This window comes from Bradyrhizobium sp. CFUWI, assembly GCF_056429085.1.
In genome coordinates this window covers 33,982-51,713 of the sequence record NZ_JBWJZE010000010.1, presented here as the reverse complement: position 1 = coordinate 51,713, position 17,732 = coordinate 33,982, and the positions used below count along the sequence as shown (strand labels likewise).

Below are 17,732 nucleotides of genomic sequence, written 5' to 3'. Positions count from 1 at the left end.
ATGCGGGCTACGATCTGGCGAGATGGTGGGCACGGCGCTTTGCGCCTTTGCCCACCCTACGGCAGCTCGCCCTACCGCATCGTGATCGCGAGCCCGCTGAGATCGGCGTTCGCCATCAGGCCGACCTGATGCCCGGTCAGCTCCAGCACCGCGCCCTTCTGGTTGGTCAGCACGATGGCGCGGGCGCCGGCGCCGAGGGCAAGGCCGGCACCGGCGGCACCGTAGACCCCGGCGACGTCGGAGGGGCGGTTGATGTTGCTGACGCGGCCGCGCAGCACGGTCTTGGAGCCGCCGAACACGAGGCCGTAGTCGAGCCCGCCGGTGGAGAGCCCATAATTGCGGCCGCGGAAGTTGAGGACGCCGCTCCCGCCGGAGCCGCCGATGATCCAGCCCGCCTTGTAGATCGTCAGCGTCACGAAACCGCTGTCGGCCTGCGCCGCGGTCGAGAGTCCGGCCAGGGCGGGGATGGCGACCAGCGCGGCGCGGAAGGTGGATGCGAGCTTCATGGATGTCTCCGGGGGCTGTCTCTTAGGGGGAATCGAATCAGACGAAGGGAATGTACAGGAGGGATCGGGGCGGCAACATGATGGAAAGGCGCACGCTCGGCCCTCATTCTCCGTCATTGCGAGGAGCCCTTGCGACGAAGCAATCCAGAGTGCCTCGGCGGAGAGATTCTGGATTGCTTCGCTGCGCTCGCAATGACGGGGAGGCAGATGCGGTCCCCTCGCCACACGCGGGCCAGACGCAGGAAGCCGCGCTGCCGCTGACGATGACAGGCATGAGGCCACCATGTTCCTGTTTCGCCCGAGCAAGCAACCAAGCATTTCGCCGATTCCGCACCCGGAATATCCAATGATTTCCATCTCATCCCTACTGTGCATGGGGTTGTTTTCGCATTTTTTGTTTTGAGAGGCCCCCGCCTGCCGCTACGCTTCTGGCGTCAACGACGTCCGAGGTGATCCCATGCCGATCCAGCATTTCGCGCCCCCGCCGCACGTCAAGGCGCCGCCGCTGTCCTTTGCGACGCGCGTCGGCGATCTCCTGTTCATCTCGGGCATTCCCGGCTTCGATGCCCATGGCGCGCTGCCGGACGGTTTCGAGGCGCAGTTCGCCAATGTCGTCGTCAACATCAAGCGCGTGCTGGACGAGGCCGGCGCCACCTTCCGCGACCTCGCCAAGGTCAACGTGCTCTTGACCCGCGGCTCCGACGTCGCCGCCATGAACGCGCTCTATGCCGGCGCCTTCGGCCCGCCGCCCTACCCGGCGCGCACCACCTGCGTGGTGCAGGCGCTGCCCGATCCAAAGATGCTGATCGAGATCGAGGCGGTGGCCTCGCTGGCGAAGGGCTAGTCCGAACGGCGGACGGCCGGCTGACATATCCGTGATCGACCGCCGCCCGGCTTGCCAGCCGCACTGTTTTGCCGCACCAGTTTTGCTCTCACCTTCCCCGTCAGGAGATATTTCATGCGCCGCGTTCTCGCCCTCTGTGCCGTCGCCGGCATCGCCACCTCCGTGTTCGCCGTGCCCGCCTCCGCCAAGGTGGGCTATTTCGTGATCCGCTGGGACAACACCGGCATCTGCCAGGTCTGGAACGAGGACCTGCAGGTCAAGCCGCTCCAATGGGGCGTGTCGACCTACAAGGTCGTCAGCAAGCCGCTCCCGACCTTCCAGCAGGCGTCCGACCTCCAGATCAAGTTGCGCGGCGAGCGCCGCTGCACGCTCTAGGCTCGCCCCCCACAGACGCGGATCTCAAGGGCGGATCGCGCGGGCGGTCCGCCCTTTATCTTTTGCGGGACCGCGCATTTCCGTCCCCTATCGGCCACCTCCCGCGCGCGTTCGTTGAACCTGATCGGCAGGCGGAACTACTCACATCTTGTCCGGGACGCATCCACCAAGAGCGTCCGGCACCCGCCCTCCCCGTCATTGCCGGGAGGCGCATCACATCATTCATTTGAGGAGCTGATCATGCGTCGTATTTCCGTGCTGTGCGCTGCCGCCGGCCTCGCCGTCACCGCCTTCGTCGCGGCGAGCCCCGCCGAGGCCAGCTATCACCTGATCCGCTGGCAGGACACCGGCTTCTGCCAGATCTGGGACGAGAGCATCCCGACCACGCCGTGGCCGGCCGGCTATCATCGCGCCAGTGCAAGCGTGCCGACCTTCATCGACGCGCTCGCGGTGAAGGACGCCGCGCTCAAGAGCGGCAGCTGCACCTGGTAAGAATTCGATCGGCGGACGAAGAGCCGGGCAAGGACGCGGGCATGCGTCCTTGCCCGGTATTTTGCTGTAGCCCGGATGAGCGAAGCGACATCCGGGACTCGGCCTATCCACCCGCTCTGCGCTAAGCGCGTTCACCGAACGCACCCCCACTCTCGCCGACCTCTCCGGCCCAATCCTCCGCCAGCATCCCGCTCCTGACATAGCGGTGAAAGGACGAATGTGGCCAATCACGAACGCGCCGAACGTAGCCATGTTTGACCGGATTGAAGTGCGCGTAATCGATATGACGAGCGAAGTCGGCCTCGTCACGAATCGTGTGTTCCCAGTAGCGTCGTTGCCACAGTGCCAGTTCTCCATTGGAATGGCGGGCAATCTCGACGCCCTCGCGAAGCAGAGCACTGCTGAAATGTCCCTTGATCCTCCGCCAACGTCCCGCAAAATCAGCATCGTCAGACGGGAGTGTCATAACGACGTGCAGATGATCCGGAAGGATCACGATCGCATCAATCTCGAACGGGCGTTGCCTCCGAGTGGCTCGAAAGGCGTTGCGCAAGGCATCGACGTTTTCGATAAGGAGATTCGATCGACGGTCGAAAAGGGTGACGGTGAAAAAGTAGGTGCCGCCGGGAAGAAAATTTCTACGGTACAGAACCATGGGCAAGACCTGTCCCGGATGTCGCTTCGCTCATCCGGGCTACAGGATAGCACATGAGGCCTCACGCGTCCTTGTGCGCGGCGGGATGGATCAGGAGATCGCGCGCGGCGGCGAGGTCGATGAAGGCTTGCGCGCTGCCGCCCTGGTCGGGATGCATGCCCTTGGCCGCGCGGCGATAGGCCTGGTTGATGTCCTCGCAGGTGAGCTGCACCGCGAGCGGCAGGCCGAGCACCTTGCGGGCGCGGTCCTCCCTGGACATCTGCTTCGGCATGGCGTTGCGGCGGCCGAAGCGCGGCGCGGTCAGATCATGGACGACCTCGAGCACCACGCCGAGACGGCGCTGCGCCGCCAGCGTGACGCCGTGATCGTCGTTGTCGACCGCCTGGCGCAGCACCGGAAGCGCCTGCTCCGCCGCCTGACGCAGCGTGGCGTCGACGCTCGACCGCGCGATCTCGGCCACGAGCCGGCCCGCCTCGGCGAAGTCGGCGGATGGCGCCGACCGCAGCCGTTCGAGGGCGAGTTTCCAGGAGTCGAGCCGTTCCATCATGCGCGCAACGTTTAGCAACCAAGATCAGTATGCCAAGGCTGCCGTTTCCGACCCCTTAATTTCGAGTTAGCGTTTCGTGAAACTTCGAAACGAAATCGGGAGGAAAATGCCATGGCATTGCTTGCAAACCACATCGCCGTCGTCACGGGCGCCGGTTCCGGCATCGGCCGCGCGATCGCCGCCGGCTATGCGCGCGAGGGCGCGCAGGTGGTGCTGCTCGACGTCAACGCCGAGACCGTCGCGGAGGCCGCGCAGGAGATCCGAAAATCGGGCGGCAAGGCCGAGAGCTTTGCACTCGACGTCACCAGGCGCGAGGATTGCTTCGCGCTGGCCAAGCAGGTCGAGGGCAAGGTCGGGCAGGTCTCGATCCTCGTCAACAATGCCGGCATCACCCGCCGCAACGCCTTCACCGCCGAGACCGAGACGGTGGCGAAGGACTGGAACGACATCATCGCGCTCAACCTCAACGGCGTCTTCAACATGACGCAGGCGTTCCTCGCCCCCTTGCGTGCCAGCAAGGGCCGCATCGTCAATATCGGCTCGATCCAGTCCTTCGTGCATCTGCGCACGCCGAGCTCGGCGGCCTACACCACCTCGAAGCACGGCGTGCTCGGCTTCACCAAGGCGCTCGCGGTCGAGCTCGGCAAGGAAGGCGTGCGCGTCAACGCGATCGGGCCGGGCTTCATCGAGACCAACATCAACGCCAAGGTGCGCGCCACCAATCCGGCGCTGGTGCAGGCCTTCGTCGACCACACCCCGCTGGCGCGCACCGGCAAGCCCGAGGATATCGTCGGACCCGCGCTCTTCCTCGCCTCGGACCTGTCGGCCTTTGTCACTGGAACGATCGTGATGGTGGACGGCGGTTACCGCACGGTGTGACGGAGAACGCTTTCACCACATACACGGTGTCATCACCCGCGAAGGCGGGTGATCCAGTATTCCAGAGACGCCAAACATCCCACGAGGGGCCGCGGCGTACTGGATCGTCCGCTTCCGCGGACGATGACACCGGACTTGTCGCGCGAGATAGGTCCGCATCGCGATGCATCCTGCGCCAATCGCGGCGGCTTCGCGGCATTCCTGGGGTCAATTGGTGGGCGCGCTCCCGATTAACCCTTCATTAACCAAACAGGACCACCGTGAAATTACGGCTTGGGGGTCGTTTGTTCTCGATCCGCTTTCAACGATGGAAGCGGGCGTTGATCGGGGAGTATGTCGATGACCACTGTTCACGTCGCTGCGTCCGGGCCGGGCGCCCAATTTCTTGCCCCAAACCAGATCGTTCCACTTCTGATCGGCGCCACCGTCGACGAGGTCGAGCGCGAGCTCGTGCTGCAGACGCTGGCACGCTGCGACGGCAACCGCACCCGCGCCTCGCGCGTGCTCGGCCTGTCGGTGCGCACGCTGCGCAACAAGATCAAGCTCTACGCCGCCTCCGGCATCGACGTGCCCGCGTATCAGGATTAGCGCGCGAGCACGCGCCGCTGGATCAGTCTGCCGGCGATCACCGCGAGCGCGATCGCCGCGACCGAGCCGGCGATCAATTCGATCGCACGGAGGAAGAAGGCGGTCATGACGGCCCATGACGGTTGCGGCTCGTCGGCGAATGCGACCGGCGCGATGTCGGGCACAAGCAGGTGAGCGAGGCCGATCGCTGCCACCAGGACGGCGGCGAACAGGCAAAAGACTTTCCACGCTGCGCGCATCGGTCGCTCCTCGCAATGGGTGTGGCCGCGTGCGATCGATGGCACGAGGCGTCGCGCCGCAGATTGATGTTGGTCAAGCTTGGCACGACGCGCAGGCGGAATTGCTGCTGTCGTCAAACGACGCTAAGTAGCTTGCTTCCGGTCAAGGGAGCAGCGGCGTGGCAGACGATCAGGGACGACGGCAGGGACCTCAAGGGCCGCGCGGACGACCGGGCGAGCCGGGACGGCCGGGACCGCAGGGTCACCCGGGCCGGCGCGGCCCCGACGGCGCGCGCGGCAAGCCGGGTCCGCAGGGCAAGCCGGGACCGATCGGAAAGGCGGGACCGCAGGGCAAGCCCGGTCCGCAAGGCAAACAGGGTGAAGCCGGGCCGCGCGGGGCGGTCGGCGCGCAAGGTCCCGTCGGACCGCAGGGGCCCGCGGGGTCCCAAGGCCCGCGCGGCGAGCCGGGACCAGCCGGTCAATTGCCTTCGATCGAGCAGGTGCTGCCATGGCTCGAACAGCTGTTCGACGCCTGGGACGAGCGCCGCCGCCAACGCGAGCGCGAAGCCGCCGAGCGCGAAGCGCTGGAGGCCGCCGTGCACGAGCCCGATGAGGCCATCGTCGACGACGAGAGCGACGATGGCGATGGCGATGGCGATGGGCACAAGAAAAAGAAGAAAAAGAAACACAAGAACTAGCCGAGCGCTCATGCCCCGGACGCCGCGCTGCGGAGCGGCACTTCGCACCGCGTCCGGGACACGAGCCAATCAGGACGCGCCGGACGCGTCGTCCTTGCCCGGCAGCAAGCCCATGCGCTCGAACTGCCAGCGCATGGCGCGATACCAGAGATAGCCGACCGCCGCGCCGCACAGGGCGAGGATGATCACGTTGGCGCTCGAGAACGAGCCGCCCCACCACATCATCCACGCTGTCCATAGCAGCGTGAAAACGATGGCACCTGCTTTCAGAGGAAGAAGGGGGCGGCTCATGATCGTGCTCCGGGCTGTCAAAACCCCGGCCGACATCATTGCAACGTCAGGCGCTCCATACCGTGAGCCAGATCACGGAACGCGCGGCCGGCGCCCCTCAAGCGCGATGAGATTTGGATGAATCGTCATCGCGCTTTAGGTTGTTGTTTCCGGAAGACCGCTGCGCACTTTCCCGGATCATGCCCTAACCGAAGCGCAGCCGCGAGCGCTCCCTGGCCCTCTCCGCCTCGACCTCGCGGTCGCGCGCCGGCGCATGGGTGTGCAGCGAGCTCAGCAGTTTCCGCGCGGCCTCCGAGACCTCCGCCACCGCACGATCGAACGCCGCCTCGTTGGCCTGCGACGGCTTGTTGAAGCCGGACAATTTTCGCACGAATTGCAGCGCGCTGGCGTGGATCTCGTCCTCCGTCGCCGGCGGCTCGAAGTTGAACAGCGTCTTGATGTTGCGGCACATGCAGGCCTCTCTCCGGATGTTTCCATGAAGACGATCGGCGGAGCCGAAATCCTACATCCTTCCCGGCATTTCTGCTAAGTTCCGTCGCAACGCGGCCGCTGATGACGAGCCGCAACGGGGAGAGAGACATGAAGGTGCTTTGCGCGGCGCTATCGATCGTCCTGTTGTCCTTTTCGATATCGGCGACGGCCGCCGACCATCCCGCCCCCAGGCAGGGCGACTGGATCGCCAAGGATTTCAAGTTCCACACCGGCGAAGTCATGCCTGAGCTGAAGCTGCATTACACCACCGTCGGCGAGCCCTCAGGCCAGCCGGTGCTGGTGCTGCATGGCACGGGCGGCTCGGGCACCGGCATGCTGGGACCTTCCTTTGGCGGTGAGCTGTTCGGCCCTGGGCAACCGCTCGACGCCGCCAAGTATTACATCATCCTTCCCGACTGCATCGGCCATGGCAAATCGTCGAAGCCGTCCGACGGCATGAAGACGAGCTTTCCGAAATACAATTACGACGACATGGTCGAGGCGCAGTACCGCCTGGTGACGGAGGGCCTCGGCGTCAAGCATTTGCGGCTCGTCATCGGCAATTCGATGGGCGGCATGCACACCTGGCTGTGGGGCGAAAAATATCCGAAGGCGATGGACGCGCTGATTCCGATGGCCTCGCAGCCGACCGAGATGGCCTCGCGCAACTGGATGATGCGGCGGATCATGCTCGACACCATCCGCAACGATCCCGACTACAATGGCGGCAACTACACCAGCCAGCCGCGCATGATGAAGTACGCCGTCACTGCCTACGGCATCGCCAGCATCGGCGGCACGCTGGCCTATCAAGCGCAGGCGCCGACTGCGGCCAAGGCGGACAAGATGGTCGACGACCGGCTGGCGACGCCGATCACGGCGGATGCCAACGACTTCGTCTACCAGTGGGAGTCCTCACGCGACTACAATGCCGGCGAGAAGCTGGAGGCGATCGAAGCGTCGCTGCTCTTGATCAATTCCGCCGACGACGAGCGCAATCCGCCCGAGACCGGCATCACCGACGCGGCCATGAAGCGGGTCAAGAACGGCAAGCTGTACCTGATCCCCGCCAGCACCGAGACACGCGGCCACGGCACCACCGGCAATGCCAAATTCTACGCCGAGCAGGTCAGGCAATTGCTGCAGACCGCGCCGCAGCGGACGATGTAATACGAACAGCAAGACGGCATGTCGAATTCTCGCTTTCGCAAGGCTGCACTCGCATTTCCCGGCGTCATCGAGGGCGCACATCACGGCCATGCCGACTTCCGTATCGGCAAGCGCGTGTTCGCGACGCTGGGTTATCCCGATGACACATGGGGCATGGTGAAGCTCACGCCGGACCAGCAGACCATGCTCGTCGACGCCGAACCGGAGCTGTTTCGTCCGGTCCCCGGCGCCTGGGGCAAGAGCGGCAGCACGAATGTAAAACTGGCAAAGATCGATCCGGTGACATTGCGGAGCGCGCTCGAGATGGCCTGGCGCAACGTTGCACCGAAATCTCTGCTCGCGTCGATCGAGACGCGATCGCGAAGCTGATACCGCATCGCATCATGTGCGGCGCCCAGGGGCCGCATATTATTTGAGCATGCAATGCGCTGACGGCTCGGGCTTAATCGCGTCAACGATACGAATCGGAACGCGACGGAGGATCGCATGCGCAGGCTCGCATTGTGCGTTTGGCTGGCCGCGATGACGGCGCTGACGAGCGCTGCGTTCGCGTTCGACAACGGGCAATACGACCACGTCCCGCCCGACATCCGTGCCTGGTTCAAGAGCGTGATCGCGCCGAACGGTGTGCCCTGCTGCGACATCTCCGACGGCCATCGCACCGACTACGATGTCCGTGGCGGCGCCTATTGGGTGCCGATCGAAGGGCAATGGATGGAGGTGCCCGGACGCGCGGTGATCCGCGATCAGGGCAATCCCGTCGGTCAGGCCGTTGTGTGGTACGTCCACCACCGCGGCGCCATCATCATCAGCTGCTTCGTGCCGGCGGATGCCGTGTAACGGTCTTGATCGATTCCATTGGCTGGCGGCGGCCCGATCGGATAAGTTGCCGCCAATCCGTGCGGAGGTACGCCATTGACCGATCTTTGCGCCGAAGACCTCGCCGCCATCTATGCCAAGCCGAGCCCGCGCGTGATCGCGAAAGCGCGTCCGGCGATCGACGCGCATGCGAAGAAGTTCATCGAGATGTCGCCGTTCTGCGTGCTCGCGACATCCGGAGCGGACGGCAGCGTCGATGCCTCGCCGCGCGGCGGCGGCGTCGGCTTCGTCCACGTCGCAGGTCCGAGCCAGCTGTTGATGCCCGACCGCTCCGGCAACAACCGGATCGACAGTTTCCGCAACGTCGTCGAAGGCTCGGGCTTCGTGCAGCTGCTGTTCTTCGTCCCCGGCATCGACGAGACGCTGCGCGTCGGCGGACGCGGCACGCTGTCGGCCGATCCGGATCTGCTCGCCTCGATGATCGAGTTCGGCAAGCCGCCGCGCGCGGTGCTGAACGTTGCCGTCAGCGAGGTCTATTTCCACTGCGGCAAGGCGCTGATGCGCTCGAAGCTATGGTCGTCGGACAAGGTGGAGCGCTCGGTGATGCCGAGCATCGTCACGGTCATTCACGACCAGACCGGCCTCGGCGAACCGGCGAGCCAGGAGACCGTGGAAGAACTCTACAAGACGCAGTTGTAGTTGGGCGTGGTTCCGCAAACGAACCGTCATGCCCGGGCTTGTCCCGGGCATCCACGTCTGCGTCGCGCGGCAACACGTGGATGGCCGGGTCAAGCCCGGCCATGACGAATGGATGGGCCGGAGCCAGGGCCTAATGCCCCTCGCCCTCGAGCCCGCCGACGTGCTTCTGGGTATAGAGTTCGAGGCCGATGCGGCCGATCAGGTCGAGCTGGGTTTCGAGGAAGTCGATGTGGTGCTCCTCGTCGCTCATCAGCTTCTCGAACAGGTCGCGCGTGACGTAGTCCTTGGCGCCGTGGCAGTAGGTCGCCGCTTCCTGGTAGAGCGCCCGGGCGCTCATCTCGGCGGCGAGGTCGCACTCGATGATCTCCTTGACGTTCTGGCCGATGCGCAGGGGATCGAGCACCTGCATGTTCGGGAACCCGTCGAGGAACAGAATGCGCGCGGTGAGCTTGTCGGCATGCTCCATCTCCTCGATGGACTCCTTGCGCCAGACCTTGGCCATGTCGAGGAGGCCCCAATTGTCGAGGAAGCGGTAGTGCAGCCAGTACTGGTTGATCGCAGTCAGTTCGTGACGCAGCGCCTTATTGAGATAGTCGATAACTTTTGCGTCGCCCTGCATGATTCACTCCAGCTCTTGCATTCCAAATCGGCCCCAAACCGAATTTAGAACGTTTCTAAGTCAGTTTGCGGATAAGGGCAACTGGCTACCGAGACGCAGCCGGGGAAAAGCTCTGCCGATCCGGCGGGAAGAGGTCAGCAGGCCGCGAGGGCGAACTGGGCGGGCTCGGCCGTCTCGTCATTGGCGGCCATCGTGTGGCTGTGCGGGCAGCCCGTACAACAGGACTGGGCGCAGGGGCCAAGGGCTTCGTCGATGATGGTCTTGATCGTCCGCGCACAGCGGCCGCATTCGGCGCTACAGCCGAGGCACCCATAGACCTGCTTGGCATGGCGCACGGCGTCGTCGGACTCGGCGACAGCGGCGCGGATGTCGTCATCGCTCAGCACGTTACAGGAACAAACGATCATGGAAGCGATAGGCCCTTCGGTGATGCGTCATCATCGATATTTAACGGGCCGGCCGGATGCAAAAGGAAAAACCGGTATTTCAAGCTATTCCAAACTGGCCCACGAACAGCCTAGATCGGCTTCAAAACCCGGCGTTGCGCTGAATCAAGATTAGAGCGGATCTAGTCGCCGCCGCCCCCACCACCGTCGCCACCACCTCCACAATCCCCGCCTCCGCCGCCGCTATCGCTGCTGGAACAAGTGCCGCTATCGGTCGAACTCCCCGAACTGTCGCCGGAAAACCAGCTTCCCAGCGCGAACCCGTCATTCGTCCCGCTGTAGGAGGTGTCGCTGCTGCTCCCGCCGTCGCCACCAGCCCCGGCGCGCGAGCGTCGGCGGCGGTTCTGGAGGTGGGTCAACCAGCCATAACCGATCGCAGAAACGATCCCGGCAACGATCAATGCATTTGCCATCGCGTTGCCCATCATCGCCTCCCTGGCAGAGCCCCGGTTCCTATGAATTGGTAGCGCCCGGCAAAGGGGCCGTTCATTGATCATTCGGACGAAGTATGGAACTCTGCCCAGAGCGGTTCCAGCGTGTTTGTACGAAAGGTCAATCCATGAAGAAATTCCTCGTGGCGGTCGCGGCCGTCGCCACCCTGGCCGTCGCGGCCGGAACTCCGGCCCAGGCCCAGCGCGGTGTCGCCGCAGGCGTAGCTGCGGGGATCATCGGTGGCGCCATCGTCGGCGGCGCGCTGGCCTCTCCGTATTACTACGGACCCGGCCCGGGCTATTACGAACCCGGCTATTACCCGCCGCGCTATTATGCGCCGGCTCCCGGCTATGTCGCCGACGGCTATTATGGCGGCGGCTGCGTCTGGCAGAAGCAGCGTTTCTGGGACGGCTATGGCTGGCGCGTTCGCCGCGTCAGGGTCTGTGGCTGAGCCGCCTCGAACCGGCTCACTGCGACGGCTTTCAGCTGCACCGGTTCACTACGGATGCGCCGTTCATCTCGGGGCCTGAAAAACACCGCTTTTTCTCGTCACAGCTCCGTGCGCGTTTACCGTGGATTGACCATTTGCGCGCTTCCTAGCCCGACGGCCAATTCCATCAGAGTGTGCGTGAACCTTTGAAACCCGGGCGCCTCTAACCAGAGGAACCCATCTCCCAGGAGAGCCCTGAGCATGAAGAAGACTCTAGTTGCCGCCCTCACGGTTGCGACGGTCGCCGGATCGCTGGTGACCGCCACCCCGCCCGCCAAGGCCGGTGACAACATTGGCGCCGGCATCGCGGCCGGCCTGATCGGCGGCGCGATCGTCGGCGGCGCCATCGCGTCGAGCCGCCCGGCCTATGGTGGTCCCGTTTACGTGGCCGAGCCCGGCCCGCCGCCCCCGCCCTGCTACTGGCAGCGCCAGCGCTATTGGGACGGCTATGGCTGGGTCGTTCGCCCGGTTCGCGTCTGCTACTGATCTGATCGCACGGCGCTCGCAAGCGCCGCGATCGAAGCCCGGCCGACACCATCGGCCGGGTTTTTTCTTTTGGTCCTGCGCTATCGCCCTGCCTGGATCGAGCGCAGCACCTCTTCGCTCGGCCAGCAATCAACCTTGAGGCCGGCCGACTTCTGATAGGCGCCCAGCGCCGCGCGCGTCTGCATTCCGGCCTTGCCGTCGATCTTGTCCTTGTAGAGCCCGATCCGCGTCAGCCCGCGCTGCATCGTCTCGACATCCTTGGTGCGCAATTGCTTGGAGGCCGACCAGGGCGTTGCGAACGGCTGCGGGTTCGTCATGCGATCGCTGAGATGGCCGACGAACAGCACATAGAGGTCGGAGAAATTGTATTCCTTGATGACGAAGTAGTTCTTCGTGGTCAGGAATGACGGGCCGTAGATGCCCTCGGGCTGCAGCAGCGAGGCCGGCTGTGCCTGCTCCGCCGCGCTCAGGCGCTGGCCACGCACCGGCACGAAGCCTTCGCGCAGCCACTGGCCGATCGGCTTCGTCACCTCGGGCACACCAGCGGTGCAATCGACCTTCGCGGGCGCCTGCACTTCGTAGGCCCAGCGCACGCCGCTCTGCCAGCCCTTGTTGACGAGCTGCTGGGCGGCCGAGGCCAGCGCATCCGGCACCGAGTGCCAGATGTCTTTGCGGCCGTCGCCGTCGAAATCGACGCCGTGCTTGTAATATTCGGACGGCAGGAACTGCGTCAGCCCGGTGGCACCCGCCCAGGACGAGCGCATGTCCTTGCGCGTCACCACGCCCTCGCCGAGGATCTTCAGCGCAAGGATGAACTCGGTGCGGTATTGATCCTTGCGCCGCCCGACATAGGCCTGCGTCGCCAGCACGCGGACCAGATCGTACGGCAGCGTGTAGCGGCCATAATCGGTCTCGCGGCCCCAGATCGCGAGCATGACGGTGGCGGGCACCCCGGAGCTTTTCTCGATCTCGGTCAGCGCGGGCCGATATTTTTGCAGCAGCCGCTGCCCCTCGCCGGCGAGCCGCGCGATCGACGCTTCCCTGACGTAGTCGGCCGGCACCTGCACGAACTCGGCCTGCGACGGCGCGCCGGTCGCAGGCCGGCCCGGCAGAAGCAGGTCGGGCAGCTTGTAATCAGGCTCGAGCCCGCGCGTCTCTCGCTCGAACGTCGCGCGCGAGACGCCTTCGGCCTGCGCCTCCGGCCAGAGCGAGGCGATGAACTGGGTGAAGGCGGCATCAGTGGCGCGGGCGGACGACCAGCCGCAGGTGACCGCGATCACCGCAGCGATGAGCGCCCGCCGCATCATGCCGCCATCACCGCGTCAGCTTCTTGTACTTCACGCGGTGCGGGATGATGCTGTCCTGGCCGAGCCGGCGCATCTTGTCCTTCTCGTAGTCCTGGAAGTTGCCTTCGAACCATTCGACATGGCTCTCGCCTTCGAAGGCCAGGATGTGGGTCGCGATGCGGTCGAGGAACCAGCGATCGTGGCTGATGATGACGGCGCAGCCGGCAAAATCCTCCAGCGCCTCCTCGAGCGCGCGCAGCGTGTCGACGTCGAGGTCGTTGGTCGGCTCGTCGAGCAGCAGCACGTTGGCGCCGGACTTCAGCATCTTGGCCAGATGCACGCGGTTGCGTTCACCGCCGGAGAGCGCACCGACCTTCTTCTGCTGGTCCGCACCCTTGAAGTTGAACGACGAGCAGTAGCCGCGCGAATTCACTTCCTTCTTGCCGAGCAGGATCAGCTCGTTGCCGCCGGAGATTTCCTCCCACACGGTCTTCTTGCCGTCGAGCGCATCGCGCGACTGATCGACATAGCCGAGATGCACGGTCTCGCCGACCGTGATCGTGCCTGCGTCCGGCTTCTCCTGGCCCGTGATCATCTTGAACAACGTGGTCTTGCCGGCACCGTTGGGGCCGATGACGCCGACGATGCCGCCGGGCGGCAGCTTGAAAGTGAGATTGTCGATCAGGAGGCGATCACCGAAGCCTTTGCTGAGCCCCTCGAAATCGACCACGTTGGCGCCGAGCCGCTCGGCAACGGGAATGATGATCTGCGCGGTCTGGGTCTGCTTCTCGCTTGCCTGCTTGAGCAGCTCCTCATAGCGCTGGTAGCGCGCCTTGGACTTGGCCTGGCGCGCTTTCGGCGAGGACGCGACCCATTCCTGCTCGCGGGCGAGCGTCTTCTGGTGCGCGGCGTCCTCGCGTCCCTCCTGCTCCAGACGCTTCTGCTTCTGCACCAGCCAGGACGAGTAATTGCCCTCATAGGGGATGCCGCGGCCGCGGTCGAGCTCGAGGATCCAGCCCGTGACGTTGTCGAGGAAGTAGCGGTCGTGGGTCACGATCAGGATCGCGCCGGGATAGTTGCGCAGGTGCCCTTCCAGCCACGACACCGACTCGGCGTCGAGATGGTTGGTGGGCTCGTCCAGCAACAGCAGTTCGGGCTGGTCGAGCAGCAGCCGGCACAGCGCGACGCGGCGGCGCTCACCGCCCGAGAGCTTGGTGACGTCGGCATCATCGGGCGGACAGCGCAGCGCGTCCATGGCCTGGTCGACTTTGCTGTCGAGATCCCAGAGGCCCTGGGCCTCGATCTCGTCCTGCAGCTTCGTCATCTCGTCGGCGGTCTCGTCGGAATAGTTGACCGCGAGCTCGTTGTAGCGATCGAGGATCGCCTTCTGCTTGGCGACGCCCCGCATGACGTTCTCGCGCACCGAGAGTGCAGGGTCGAGCTGCGGCTCCTGCTCGAGATAGCCGACGCGGGCGCCCTCGGCGACCCAGGCCTCGCCGGTGTATTCCTTGTCGAGCCCGGCCATGATCTTGAGCAGGGTCGACTTGCCCGAGCCGTTGACGCCGAGCACGCCGATCTTGGCGTCCGGGTAGAACGACAGATGGATGTTATCGAGCACCTTCCGGGTCGGGTAGCTCTTGGTCAGGCCCTGCATGAAATAGATGAACTGGCGCGCCATCGGTCCCGAAAACCTTCGATTTGAGGAAATTTGCTTCGCCAGCGATGTAGCGATCCCGTCCCGAAAGGGCAACGTTTTCCGTCCGTTCACCACGGATGAATACGGTCCGGACACCATCTCGCCCTGATCCGGACAATTGAAACTATCTTTTAATGAATTAGGCAAAAGCTCGGTTTCGCGCGGAAACAGCGCCACCCGCCAGAATGAACGGGAGCACAGCGAGGCCGCATCATGGCTCTGATCGAGACCCATTCTCTTCCTGTTCCGGCAGAAGCCGGCCACGTCTCCGACTTCGCCTCGGAGATCAAGGGATTCTGGAAGCGCTTCTTCGCCACCGCCTTCAATCCCTACCGGCCCGAACTGCACTACATGCGCGGCCCCGGCCCCGCCTGGCGCGCCAAGCACGGCATGGATGCGCCGTTCCGGCTGAAGCCCCGCGATCTCTAAAGCGCCCGCTCTGCTGTCGGATTTTTGAAGACGCAGGCGGCTTGCGCGCTGGTGCGATTGCGCGCAACCATGGCCCGGTTCCGACGACGGCGCTGGCCCGGCGCCCTCACCTCTCGCCATGGATGAACGCTGATGAGCCGGCTGCGCTGTGCAATTCTCGACGACTATTTCAACCTCGCGCTCGACGTTGCCGACTGGCAGAAACTGTCCGACCGCGTCGACGTCACCGTGTTCAGCCATCCCTTCGCTTCCGAACGGGCCGCGGCCAGCGCGCTGGCCGACTTCGAGATCATCTGCGCGATGCGCGAGCGCACGGCGTTTCCCAGGACCCTGTTCGAGAGCTTGCCGAAGCTGAAGCTGCTCTTGACGTCAGGCATGCGCAATGCCGCGATCGACCTGGAGACCGCCAAGGCGCGCGGCATCGTCATCGGCGGCACGCAATATTCCCGCGATCCCACCGCGCCGCTGACCATGGGCCTGATCCTGGAGCTGACCCGAGGCATCGGCCGCGAGAATGCGCGCATGCATGCCGGCGAGCCCTGGCAGACCTTTGCCGGCGTCGAGGTCGAGGGCATGACGCTCGGAATCGTCGGGCTCGGCAAGCTCGGCAGCAAGATGGCCGGGATCGCCAAGGCGTTCGGCATGAACGTGATCGCCTGGAGCCCGAACCTGACGCCGGAGAAATGCGCAGGCGCCGGCGTCGGCTACGCCACCAAGGAGGAGCTGTTCGCCAAGGCCGATATCGTCACCATCCATGTCGTGCTGAGCGAGCGCTCGCGTGGTCTCGTCAGCCGCGAGGACCTCGCCCGGATGAAGCCGACGGCGTTCCTCGTCAACACTGCCCGCGGGCCGATCGTGGACGAGCAGGCGCTGCTCGAGGCGTTGCAGCAGCGCAGGATCGCAGGCGCCGGTCTGGACGTGTTCTCGGTCGAGCCGCTGCCGGTCGAGCATCCCTTCCGCAAGCTCGACAACCTCGTGCTGACGCCGCATCTCGGCTACGCCACCAAGGACGGCCTGCGCATCCATTACGGCCAGATGGTCGAGGCGATCGATGCCTTCACTGAGGGCGGCGAGTTGCCGCGCAGGCTGGCCTGAAACGACAATGGGCGTGCCAAGGCACGCCCATTGCAGTTTGCACTCTATCTCGCAGCGCTTAGCGCACGGTCACCGGCGCGGGCAGCGGCGGGACCACCGTCGGCTGCGTGCCCGGGACAGGCCCGGCCTGGGCGGCCATCGGAGCCGGACCGGCAGCAGCACCGGACGCTGGCGCGGCGGACGCAGTCGCCGTCCCCGGCGGCGGGCCGCCCGGCATCACGACCACGCGGGTGCCGACCTTGACCCGATCGAACAGGTCGGAAACGTCCTCGTTCAGCATGCCGATACAGCCCGACGAGACGAACTTGCCGATGGTCGAGGGCTGGTTGGTGCCGTGGATGCGGTAGACGGTCGAGCCGAGATACATCGCGCGCGCCCCTAACGGATTGCCCGGGCCGCCCGCCATGAAGCGCGGCAGATAGGGCTGGCGTTCGATCATCTCGGTCGGCGGATGCCAATCCGGCCATTCGGCCTTGCGGGTGATCTTCTGCACGCCGGTCCAGGTGAAGCCGTCGCGGCCGACGCGCACCCCGTAGCGGATCGCGCGGCCATTGCCGAGCACATAGTAGAGATAGGTGTTCGGCGTATCGACCACGAGCGTGCCGGCCGGCTCCTTGGTCTGGAACGAGACCTCCTGGCGGCGCAGGTTCGGCGGCAGCTGCACCGGCGCAGCATCGGGCTGCTCCTCGGGCGGCAGCGCGGCCAACGTGATCGGCCTTCCGTCGGCGCCGACGGGCGGCTGCCCGGCCTGGACCGTTCCGGTGGCGGCGGGACCGCCGACAGCCTCCGGCGGACGCAGGCCATCATTGACAGGAGCCTGCTGGCCCGGGCGATCGGCGTAGATCACCTGCGGCGGACCGGCGGGGCGGCCGTAGCGGGGATCATCGGGCGACATCACGGGGCCCTGCGGCGGCGCAGCCGAATAGACCGGCGCGCCAGCGGGGCGGCCATAGCGCGGATCGTCCGGCGACATCACCGGGCCCTGGGGCGGGGCTGCCGAATAGACCGGGGGCGCGCCGAGCGGGCGGCCATAGCGCGGATCGTCGGCCGGGCCGGGCGGCGGCAACGATGCATGCGGCATCGCGTCGTCGTCATCGTCGAGCGCGTCGAAATTGGGCGTGCGGTCGCCGGGCCGATACTCGGCCGGGGCGCCGTAGCCCGGCACCTGCTGGACCGGATAGCTCTGAGCCTGCGCGAGCGAGGTTCCCGCCGCAGCGACTGTTGCGGCAGCGCATATCGTCAGAAAATGTTTGATCATCATCGCTCTTGTATAGTCCCCAAGCCCGACCGGCCCGTTAACGGCCAGATGACGGAAGATAGCGGCACATTCAAGACATATCAGGCTTATTTGAGCCGGATTTGCCGTTTTGTGATCCGCAAGACTACCGTTGCCCCGTTGCATCACGGGGCGAAAATCGCATCGCGCCCCGGCTTGCCTGACAGATCGGCTCCGAATTTAGCGGAACGGCTCGAAATCGTTGCGGTATGTTCGAATCAGCCT

At 65.2% G+C, this 17,732-nt stretch carries 27 protein-coding genes; 15 read left to right on the top strand and 12 right to left on the bottom strand.

The annotated features are described in order from the left end of the window. Positions 1–71: 71 nt before the first annotated feature. Positions 72–506, bottom strand: a complete 435-nt coding sequence (locus AC066S_RS22090; RefSeq protein ID WP_478270602.1) for a hypothetical protein — start codon at positions 504–506, stop codon at positions 72–74. Positions 507–963: 457 nt separating this feature from the next. Between AC066S_RS22090 and AC066S_RS22085 the strand changes: the two genes are divergently transcribed. The 3 genes from AC066S_RS22085 to AC066S_RS22075 all read left to right on the top strand — a co-directional run bounded on the left by AC066S_RS22085 (position 964) and on the right by AC066S_RS22075 (position 2,217). Next, positions 964–1,350: a RidA family protein gene (locus tag AC066S_RS22085; protein ID WP_126255215.1), complete on the top strand. Its 387-nt coding sequence runs from the start codon at positions 964–966 to the stop codon at positions 1,348–1,350. Positions 1,351–1,464: 114 nt separating this feature from the next. Next, positions 1,465–1,725 carry a hypothetical protein gene (locus AC066S_RS22080; protein WP_478270601.1) on the top strand — a complete coding sequence of 87 codons (261 nt, stop codon included), beginning with the start codon at positions 1,465–1,467 and terminating at the stop codon, positions 1,723–1,725. A gap of 240 nt (positions 1,726–1,965) precedes the next feature. After that, positions 1,966–2,217 carry a hypothetical protein gene (locus AC066S_RS22075; protein ID WP_135168627.1) on the top strand — a complete coding sequence of 84 codons (252 nt, stop codon included), beginning with the start codon at positions 1,966–1,968 and terminating at the stop codon, positions 2,215–2,217. A gap of 121 nt (positions 2,218–2,338) precedes the next feature. Here the strand turns inward: AC066S_RS22075 and AC066S_RS22070 are convergent, their stop codons facing one another. Further along, positions 2,339–2,872, bottom strand: a complete 534-nt coding sequence (locus AC066S_RS22070; protein WP_126255213.1) for an REP-associated tyrosine transposase — start codon at positions 2,870–2,872, stop codon at positions 2,339–2,341. 61 nt (positions 2,873–2,933) lie between these two features. After that, positions 2,934–3,419, bottom strand: coding sequence for a J domain-containing protein (locus AC066S_RS22065; protein ID WP_478270600.1), 486 nt, complete (start codon positions 3,417–3,419; stop codon positions 2,934–2,936). 111 nt (positions 3,420–3,530) lie between these two features. Between AC066S_RS22065 and AC066S_RS22060 the strand changes: the two genes are divergently transcribed. Together AC066S_RS22060 and AC066S_RS22055 are read left to right on the top strand one after the other, a co-directional pair. Beyond that, positions 3,531–4,298 carry an SDR family NAD(P)-dependent oxidoreductase gene (locus tag AC066S_RS22060; RefSeq protein WP_135168629.1) on the top strand — a complete coding sequence of 256 codons (768 nt, stop codon included), beginning with the start codon at positions 3,531–3,533 and terminating at the stop codon, positions 4,296–4,298. A 339-nt stretch (positions 4,299–4,637) separates the two neighbouring features. Beyond that, entirely contained in the window at positions 4,638–4,886 is a 249-nt protein-coding gene (locus AC066S_RS22055; protein WP_135168630.1) for a helix-turn-helix domain-containing protein, read from the top strand. Here the strand turns inward: AC066S_RS22055 and AC066S_RS22050 are convergent. Next, positions 4,883–5,125, bottom strand: coding sequence for a hypothetical protein (locus AC066S_RS22050; protein WP_478270599.1), 243 nt, complete (start codon positions 5,123–5,125; stop codon positions 4,883–4,885). The two genes, AC066S_RS22055 and AC066S_RS22050, sit on opposite strands and share 4 nt — an antisense overlap. A 158-nt stretch (positions 5,126–5,283) precedes the next feature. On the opposite strand from AC066S_RS22050, the gene AC066S_RS22045 reads away from it, so the two are divergent. After that, the gene (locus AC066S_RS22045) at positions 5,284–5,802 is read left to right on the top strand and encodes a collagen-like protein (RefSeq protein ID WP_478270598.1); all 519 of its coding nucleotides are present in this window, start codon (positions 5,284–5,286) and stop codon (positions 5,800–5,802) included. Positions 5,803–5,871: 69 nt separating this feature from the next. On the opposite strand, the gene AC066S_RS22040 is transcribed toward AC066S_RS22045, so the two are convergent. Continuing rightward, positions 5,872–6,093, bottom strand: coding sequence for a hypothetical protein (locus tag AC066S_RS22040; RefSeq protein WP_126255207.1), 222 nt, complete (start codon positions 6,091–6,093; stop codon positions 5,872–5,874). 184 nt (positions 6,094–6,277) lie between these two features. Next, entirely contained in the window at positions 6,278–6,544 is a 267-nt protein-coding gene (locus tag AC066S_RS22035) for a DUF2277 domain-containing protein (protein ID WP_126255206.1), read from the bottom strand. Positions 6,545–6,672: 128 nt separating this feature from the next. On the opposite strand from AC066S_RS22035, the gene AC066S_RS22030 reads away from it, so the two are divergent. From AC066S_RS22030 to AC066S_RS22015, 4 genes are all read left to right on the top strand, one after another. Then, complete coding sequence (locus tag AC066S_RS22030; protein ID WP_478270597.1) at positions 6,673–7,734, top strand: alpha/beta fold hydrolase; 1,062 nt, start codon at positions 6,673–6,675, stop codon at positions 7,732–7,734. Positions 7,735–7,752: 18 nt separating this feature from the next. Then, positions 7,753–8,103: an MmcQ/YjbR family DNA-binding protein gene (locus AC066S_RS22025; RefSeq protein ID WP_478270596.1), complete on the top strand. Its 351-nt coding sequence runs from the start codon at positions 7,753–7,755 to the stop codon at positions 8,101–8,103. A 117-nt stretch (positions 8,104–8,220) separates the two neighbouring features. After that, a complete protein-coding gene (locus AC066S_RS22020) occupies positions 8,221–8,574 on the top strand; it encodes a hypothetical protein (protein ID WP_126255204.1) in 354 nt (117 codons plus the stop codon). 75 nt (positions 8,575–8,649) lie between these two features. Continuing rightward, positions 8,650–9,252 (top strand): MSMEG_1061 family FMN-dependent PPOX-type flavoprotein, encoded by a 603-nt coding sequence (locus tag AC066S_RS22015; RefSeq protein WP_126255203.1) that lies wholly within the window; start codon positions 8,650–8,652, stop codon positions 9,250–9,252. A gap of 130 nt (positions 9,253–9,382) precedes the next feature. On the opposite strand, the gene bfr is transcribed toward AC066S_RS22015, so the two are convergent. Together bfr and AC066S_RS22005 are read right to left on the bottom strand one after the other, a co-directional pair. Beyond that, entirely contained in the window at positions 9,383–9,871 is a 489-nt protein-coding gene (bfr, locus tag AC066S_RS22010) for a bacterioferritin (RefSeq protein WP_024339472.1), read from the bottom strand. A 134-nt stretch (positions 9,872–10,005) separates the two neighbouring features. After that, complete coding sequence (locus AC066S_RS22005) at positions 10,006–10,278, bottom strand: (2Fe-2S)-binding protein (RefSeq protein ID WP_126255201.1); 273 nt, start codon at positions 10,276–10,278, stop codon at positions 10,006–10,008. Here AC066S_RS22005 and AC066S_RS22000 point away from each other — a divergent pair. After that, positions 10,277–10,432, top strand: coding sequence for a hypothetical protein (locus AC066S_RS22000; RefSeq protein WP_478270595.1), 156 nt, complete (start codon positions 10,277–10,279; stop codon positions 10,430–10,432). The genes AC066S_RS22005 and AC066S_RS22000 overlap by 2 nt on opposite strands. 7 nt (positions 10,433–10,439) lie before the next feature. Here AC066S_RS22000 and AC066S_RS21995 read toward each other — a convergent pair whose 3' ends face one another. Then, positions 10,440–10,745, bottom strand: coding sequence for a hypothetical protein (locus AC066S_RS21995; protein ID WP_126255200.1), 306 nt, complete (start codon positions 10,743–10,745; stop codon positions 10,440–10,442). Between the two features lie 131 nt (positions 10,746–10,876). Between AC066S_RS21995 and AC066S_RS21990 the strand changes: the two genes are divergently transcribed. Together AC066S_RS21990 and AC066S_RS21985 are read left to right on the top strand one after the other, a co-directional pair. After that, positions 10,877–11,200 carry a hypothetical protein gene (locus AC066S_RS21990; protein WP_164718317.1) on the top strand — a complete coding sequence of 108 codons (324 nt, stop codon included), beginning with the start codon at positions 10,877–10,879 and terminating at the stop codon, positions 11,198–11,200. 240 nt (positions 11,201–11,440) lie between these two features. Continuing rightward, a complete protein-coding gene (locus AC066S_RS21985) occupies positions 11,441–11,725 on the top strand; it encodes a hypothetical protein (RefSeq protein WP_028179902.1) in 285 nt (94 codons plus the stop codon). Positions 11,726–11,805: 80 nt separating this feature from the next. Here AC066S_RS21985 and AC066S_RS21980 read toward each other — a convergent pair whose 3' ends face one another. Both AC066S_RS21980 and ettA read right to left on the bottom strand, forming a co-directional pair. Next, positions 11,806–13,032, bottom strand: a complete 1,227-nt coding sequence (locus tag AC066S_RS21980) for a lytic murein transglycosylase (RefSeq protein ID WP_126255198.1) — start codon at positions 13,030–13,032, stop codon at positions 11,806–11,808. A 7-nt stretch (positions 13,033–13,039) separates the two neighbouring features. Next, positions 13,040–14,689 (bottom strand): energy-dependent translational throttle protein EttA, encoded by a 1,650-nt coding sequence (gene ettA, locus AC066S_RS21975; RefSeq protein WP_126255197.1) that lies wholly within the window; start codon positions 14,687–14,689, stop codon positions 13,040–13,042. Between the two features lie 231 nt (positions 14,690–14,920). On the opposite strand from ettA, the gene AC066S_RS21970 reads away from it, so the two are divergent. Continuing rightward, positions 14,921–15,136 carry a hypothetical protein gene (locus AC066S_RS21970; protein WP_063201904.1) on the top strand — a complete coding sequence of 72 codons (216 nt, stop codon included), beginning with the start codon at positions 14,921–14,923 and terminating at the stop codon, positions 15,134–15,136. 132 nt (positions 15,137–15,268) lie between these two features. Then, positions 15,269–16,231, top strand: a complete 963-nt coding sequence (locus AC066S_RS21965; protein WP_478270594.1) for a D-2-hydroxyacid dehydrogenase family protein — start codon at positions 15,269–15,271, stop codon at positions 16,229–16,231. A gap of 58 nt (positions 16,232–16,289) precedes the next feature. Here the strand turns inward: AC066S_RS21965 and AC066S_RS21960 are convergent, their stop codons facing one another. Then, a complete protein-coding gene (locus AC066S_RS21960; RefSeq protein WP_167767397.1) occupies positions 16,290–17,489 on the bottom strand; it encodes a L,D-transpeptidase family protein in 1,200 nt (399 codons plus the stop codon). Between the last annotated feature and the right edge of the window lie 243 nt (positions 17,490–17,732).

What these genes read in the sequence shown, in the direction of transcription:
- bfr (WP_024339472.1), bottom strand. Translation starts at nt 9,871, where the DNA reads ATGCAGGGCGACGCAAAAGTTATCGACTATCTCAATAAGGCGCTGCGT.
- AC066S_RS22005 (WP_126255201.1), bottom strand. Translation starts at nt 10,278, where the DNA reads ATGATCGTTTGTTCCTGTAACGTGCTGAGCGATGACGACATCCGCGCC.
- AC066S_RS21965 (WP_478270594.1), top strand. Translation starts at nt 15,269, where the DNA reads ATGAGCCGGCTGCGCTGTGCAATTCTCGACGACTATTTCAACCTCGCG.
- AC066S_RS21970 (WP_063201904.1), top strand. Translation starts at nt 14,921, where the DNA reads ATGGCTCTGATCGAGACCCATTCTCTTCCTGTTCCGGCAGAAGCCGGC.
- AC066S_RS22035 (WP_126255206.1), bottom strand. Translation starts at nt 6,544, where the DNA reads ATGTGCCGCAACATCAAGACGCTGTTCAACTTCGAGCCGCCGGCGACG.
- AC066S_RS21985 (WP_028179902.1), top strand. Translation starts at nt 11,441, where the DNA reads ATGAAGAAGACTCTAGTTGCCGCCCTCACGGTTGCGACGGTCGCCGGA.
- AC066S_RS22030 (WP_478270597.1), top strand. Translation starts at nt 6,673, where the DNA reads ATGAAGGTGCTTTGCGCGGCGCTATCGATCGTCCTGTTGTCCTTTTCG.
- AC066S_RS21980 (WP_126255198.1), bottom strand. Translation starts at nt 13,032, where the DNA reads ATGATGCGGCGGGCGCTCATCGCTGCGGTGATCGCGGTCACCTGCGGC.
- AC066S_RS22025 (WP_478270596.1), top strand. Translation starts at nt 7,753, where the DNA reads ATGTCGAATTCTCGCTTTCGCAAGGCTGCACTCGCATTTCCCGGCGTC.
- AC066S_RS22085 (WP_126255215.1), top strand. Translation starts at nt 964, where the DNA reads ATGCCGATCCAGCATTTCGCGCCCCCGCCGCACGTCAAGGCGCCGCCG.
- AC066S_RS22065 (WP_478270600.1), bottom strand. Translation starts at nt 3,419, where the DNA reads ATGATGGAACGGCTCGACTCCTGGAAACTCGCCCTCGAACGGCTGCGG.
- AC066S_RS22055 (WP_135168630.1), top strand. Translation starts at nt 4,638, where the DNA reads ATGACCACTGTTCACGTCGCTGCGTCCGGGCCGGGCGCCCAATTTCTT.
- AC066S_RS22040 (WP_126255207.1), bottom strand. Translation starts at nt 6,093, where the DNA reads ATGAGCCGCCCCCTTCTTCCTCTGAAAGCAGGTGCCATCGTTTTCACG.
- ettA (WP_126255197.1), bottom strand. Translation starts at nt 14,689, where the DNA reads ATGGCGCGCCAGTTCATCTATTTCATGCAGGGCCTGACCAAGAGCTAC.
- AC066S_RS21960 (WP_167767397.1), bottom strand. Translation starts at nt 17,489, where the DNA reads ATGATCAAACATTTTCTGACGATATGCGCTGCCGCAACAGTCGCTGCG.
- AC066S_RS21990 (WP_164718317.1), top strand. Translation starts at nt 10,877, where the DNA reads ATGAAGAAATTCCTCGTGGCGGTCGCGGCCGTCGCCACCCTGGCCGTC.
- AC066S_RS22060 (WP_135168629.1), top strand. Translation starts at nt 3,531, where the DNA reads ATGGCATTGCTTGCAAACCACATCGCCGTCGTCACGGGCGCCGGTTCC.
- AC066S_RS22090 (WP_478270602.1), bottom strand. Translation starts at nt 506, where the DNA reads ATGAAGCTCGCATCCACCTTCCGCGCCGCGCTGGTCGCCATCCCCGCC.
- AC066S_RS22020 (WP_126255204.1), top strand. Translation starts at nt 8,221, where the DNA reads ATGCGCAGGCTCGCATTGTGCGTTTGGCTGGCCGCGATGACGGCGCTG.
- AC066S_RS22075 (WP_135168627.1), top strand. Translation starts at nt 1,966, where the DNA reads ATGCGTCGTATTTCCGTGCTGTGCGCTGCCGCCGGCCTCGCCGTCACC.
- AC066S_RS22050 (WP_478270599.1), bottom strand. Translation starts at nt 5,125, where the DNA reads ATGCGCGCAGCGTGGAAAGTCTTTTGCCTGTTCGCCGCCGTCCTGGTG.
- AC066S_RS21995 (WP_126255200.1), bottom strand. Translation starts at nt 10,745, where the DNA reads ATGATGGGCAACGCGATGGCAAATGCATTGATCGTTGCCGGGATCGTT.
- AC066S_RS22080 (WP_478270601.1), top strand. Translation starts at nt 1,465, where the DNA reads ATGCGCCGCGTTCTCGCCCTCTGTGCCGTCGCCGGCATCGCCACCTCC.
- AC066S_RS22000 (WP_478270595.1), top strand. Translation starts at nt 10,277, where the DNA reads ATGGAAGCGATAGGCCCTTCGGTGATGCGTCATCATCGATATTTAACG.
- AC066S_RS22070 (WP_126255213.1), bottom strand. Translation starts at nt 2,872, where the DNA reads ATGGTTCTGTACCGTAGAAATTTTCTTCCCGGCGGCACCTACTTTTTC.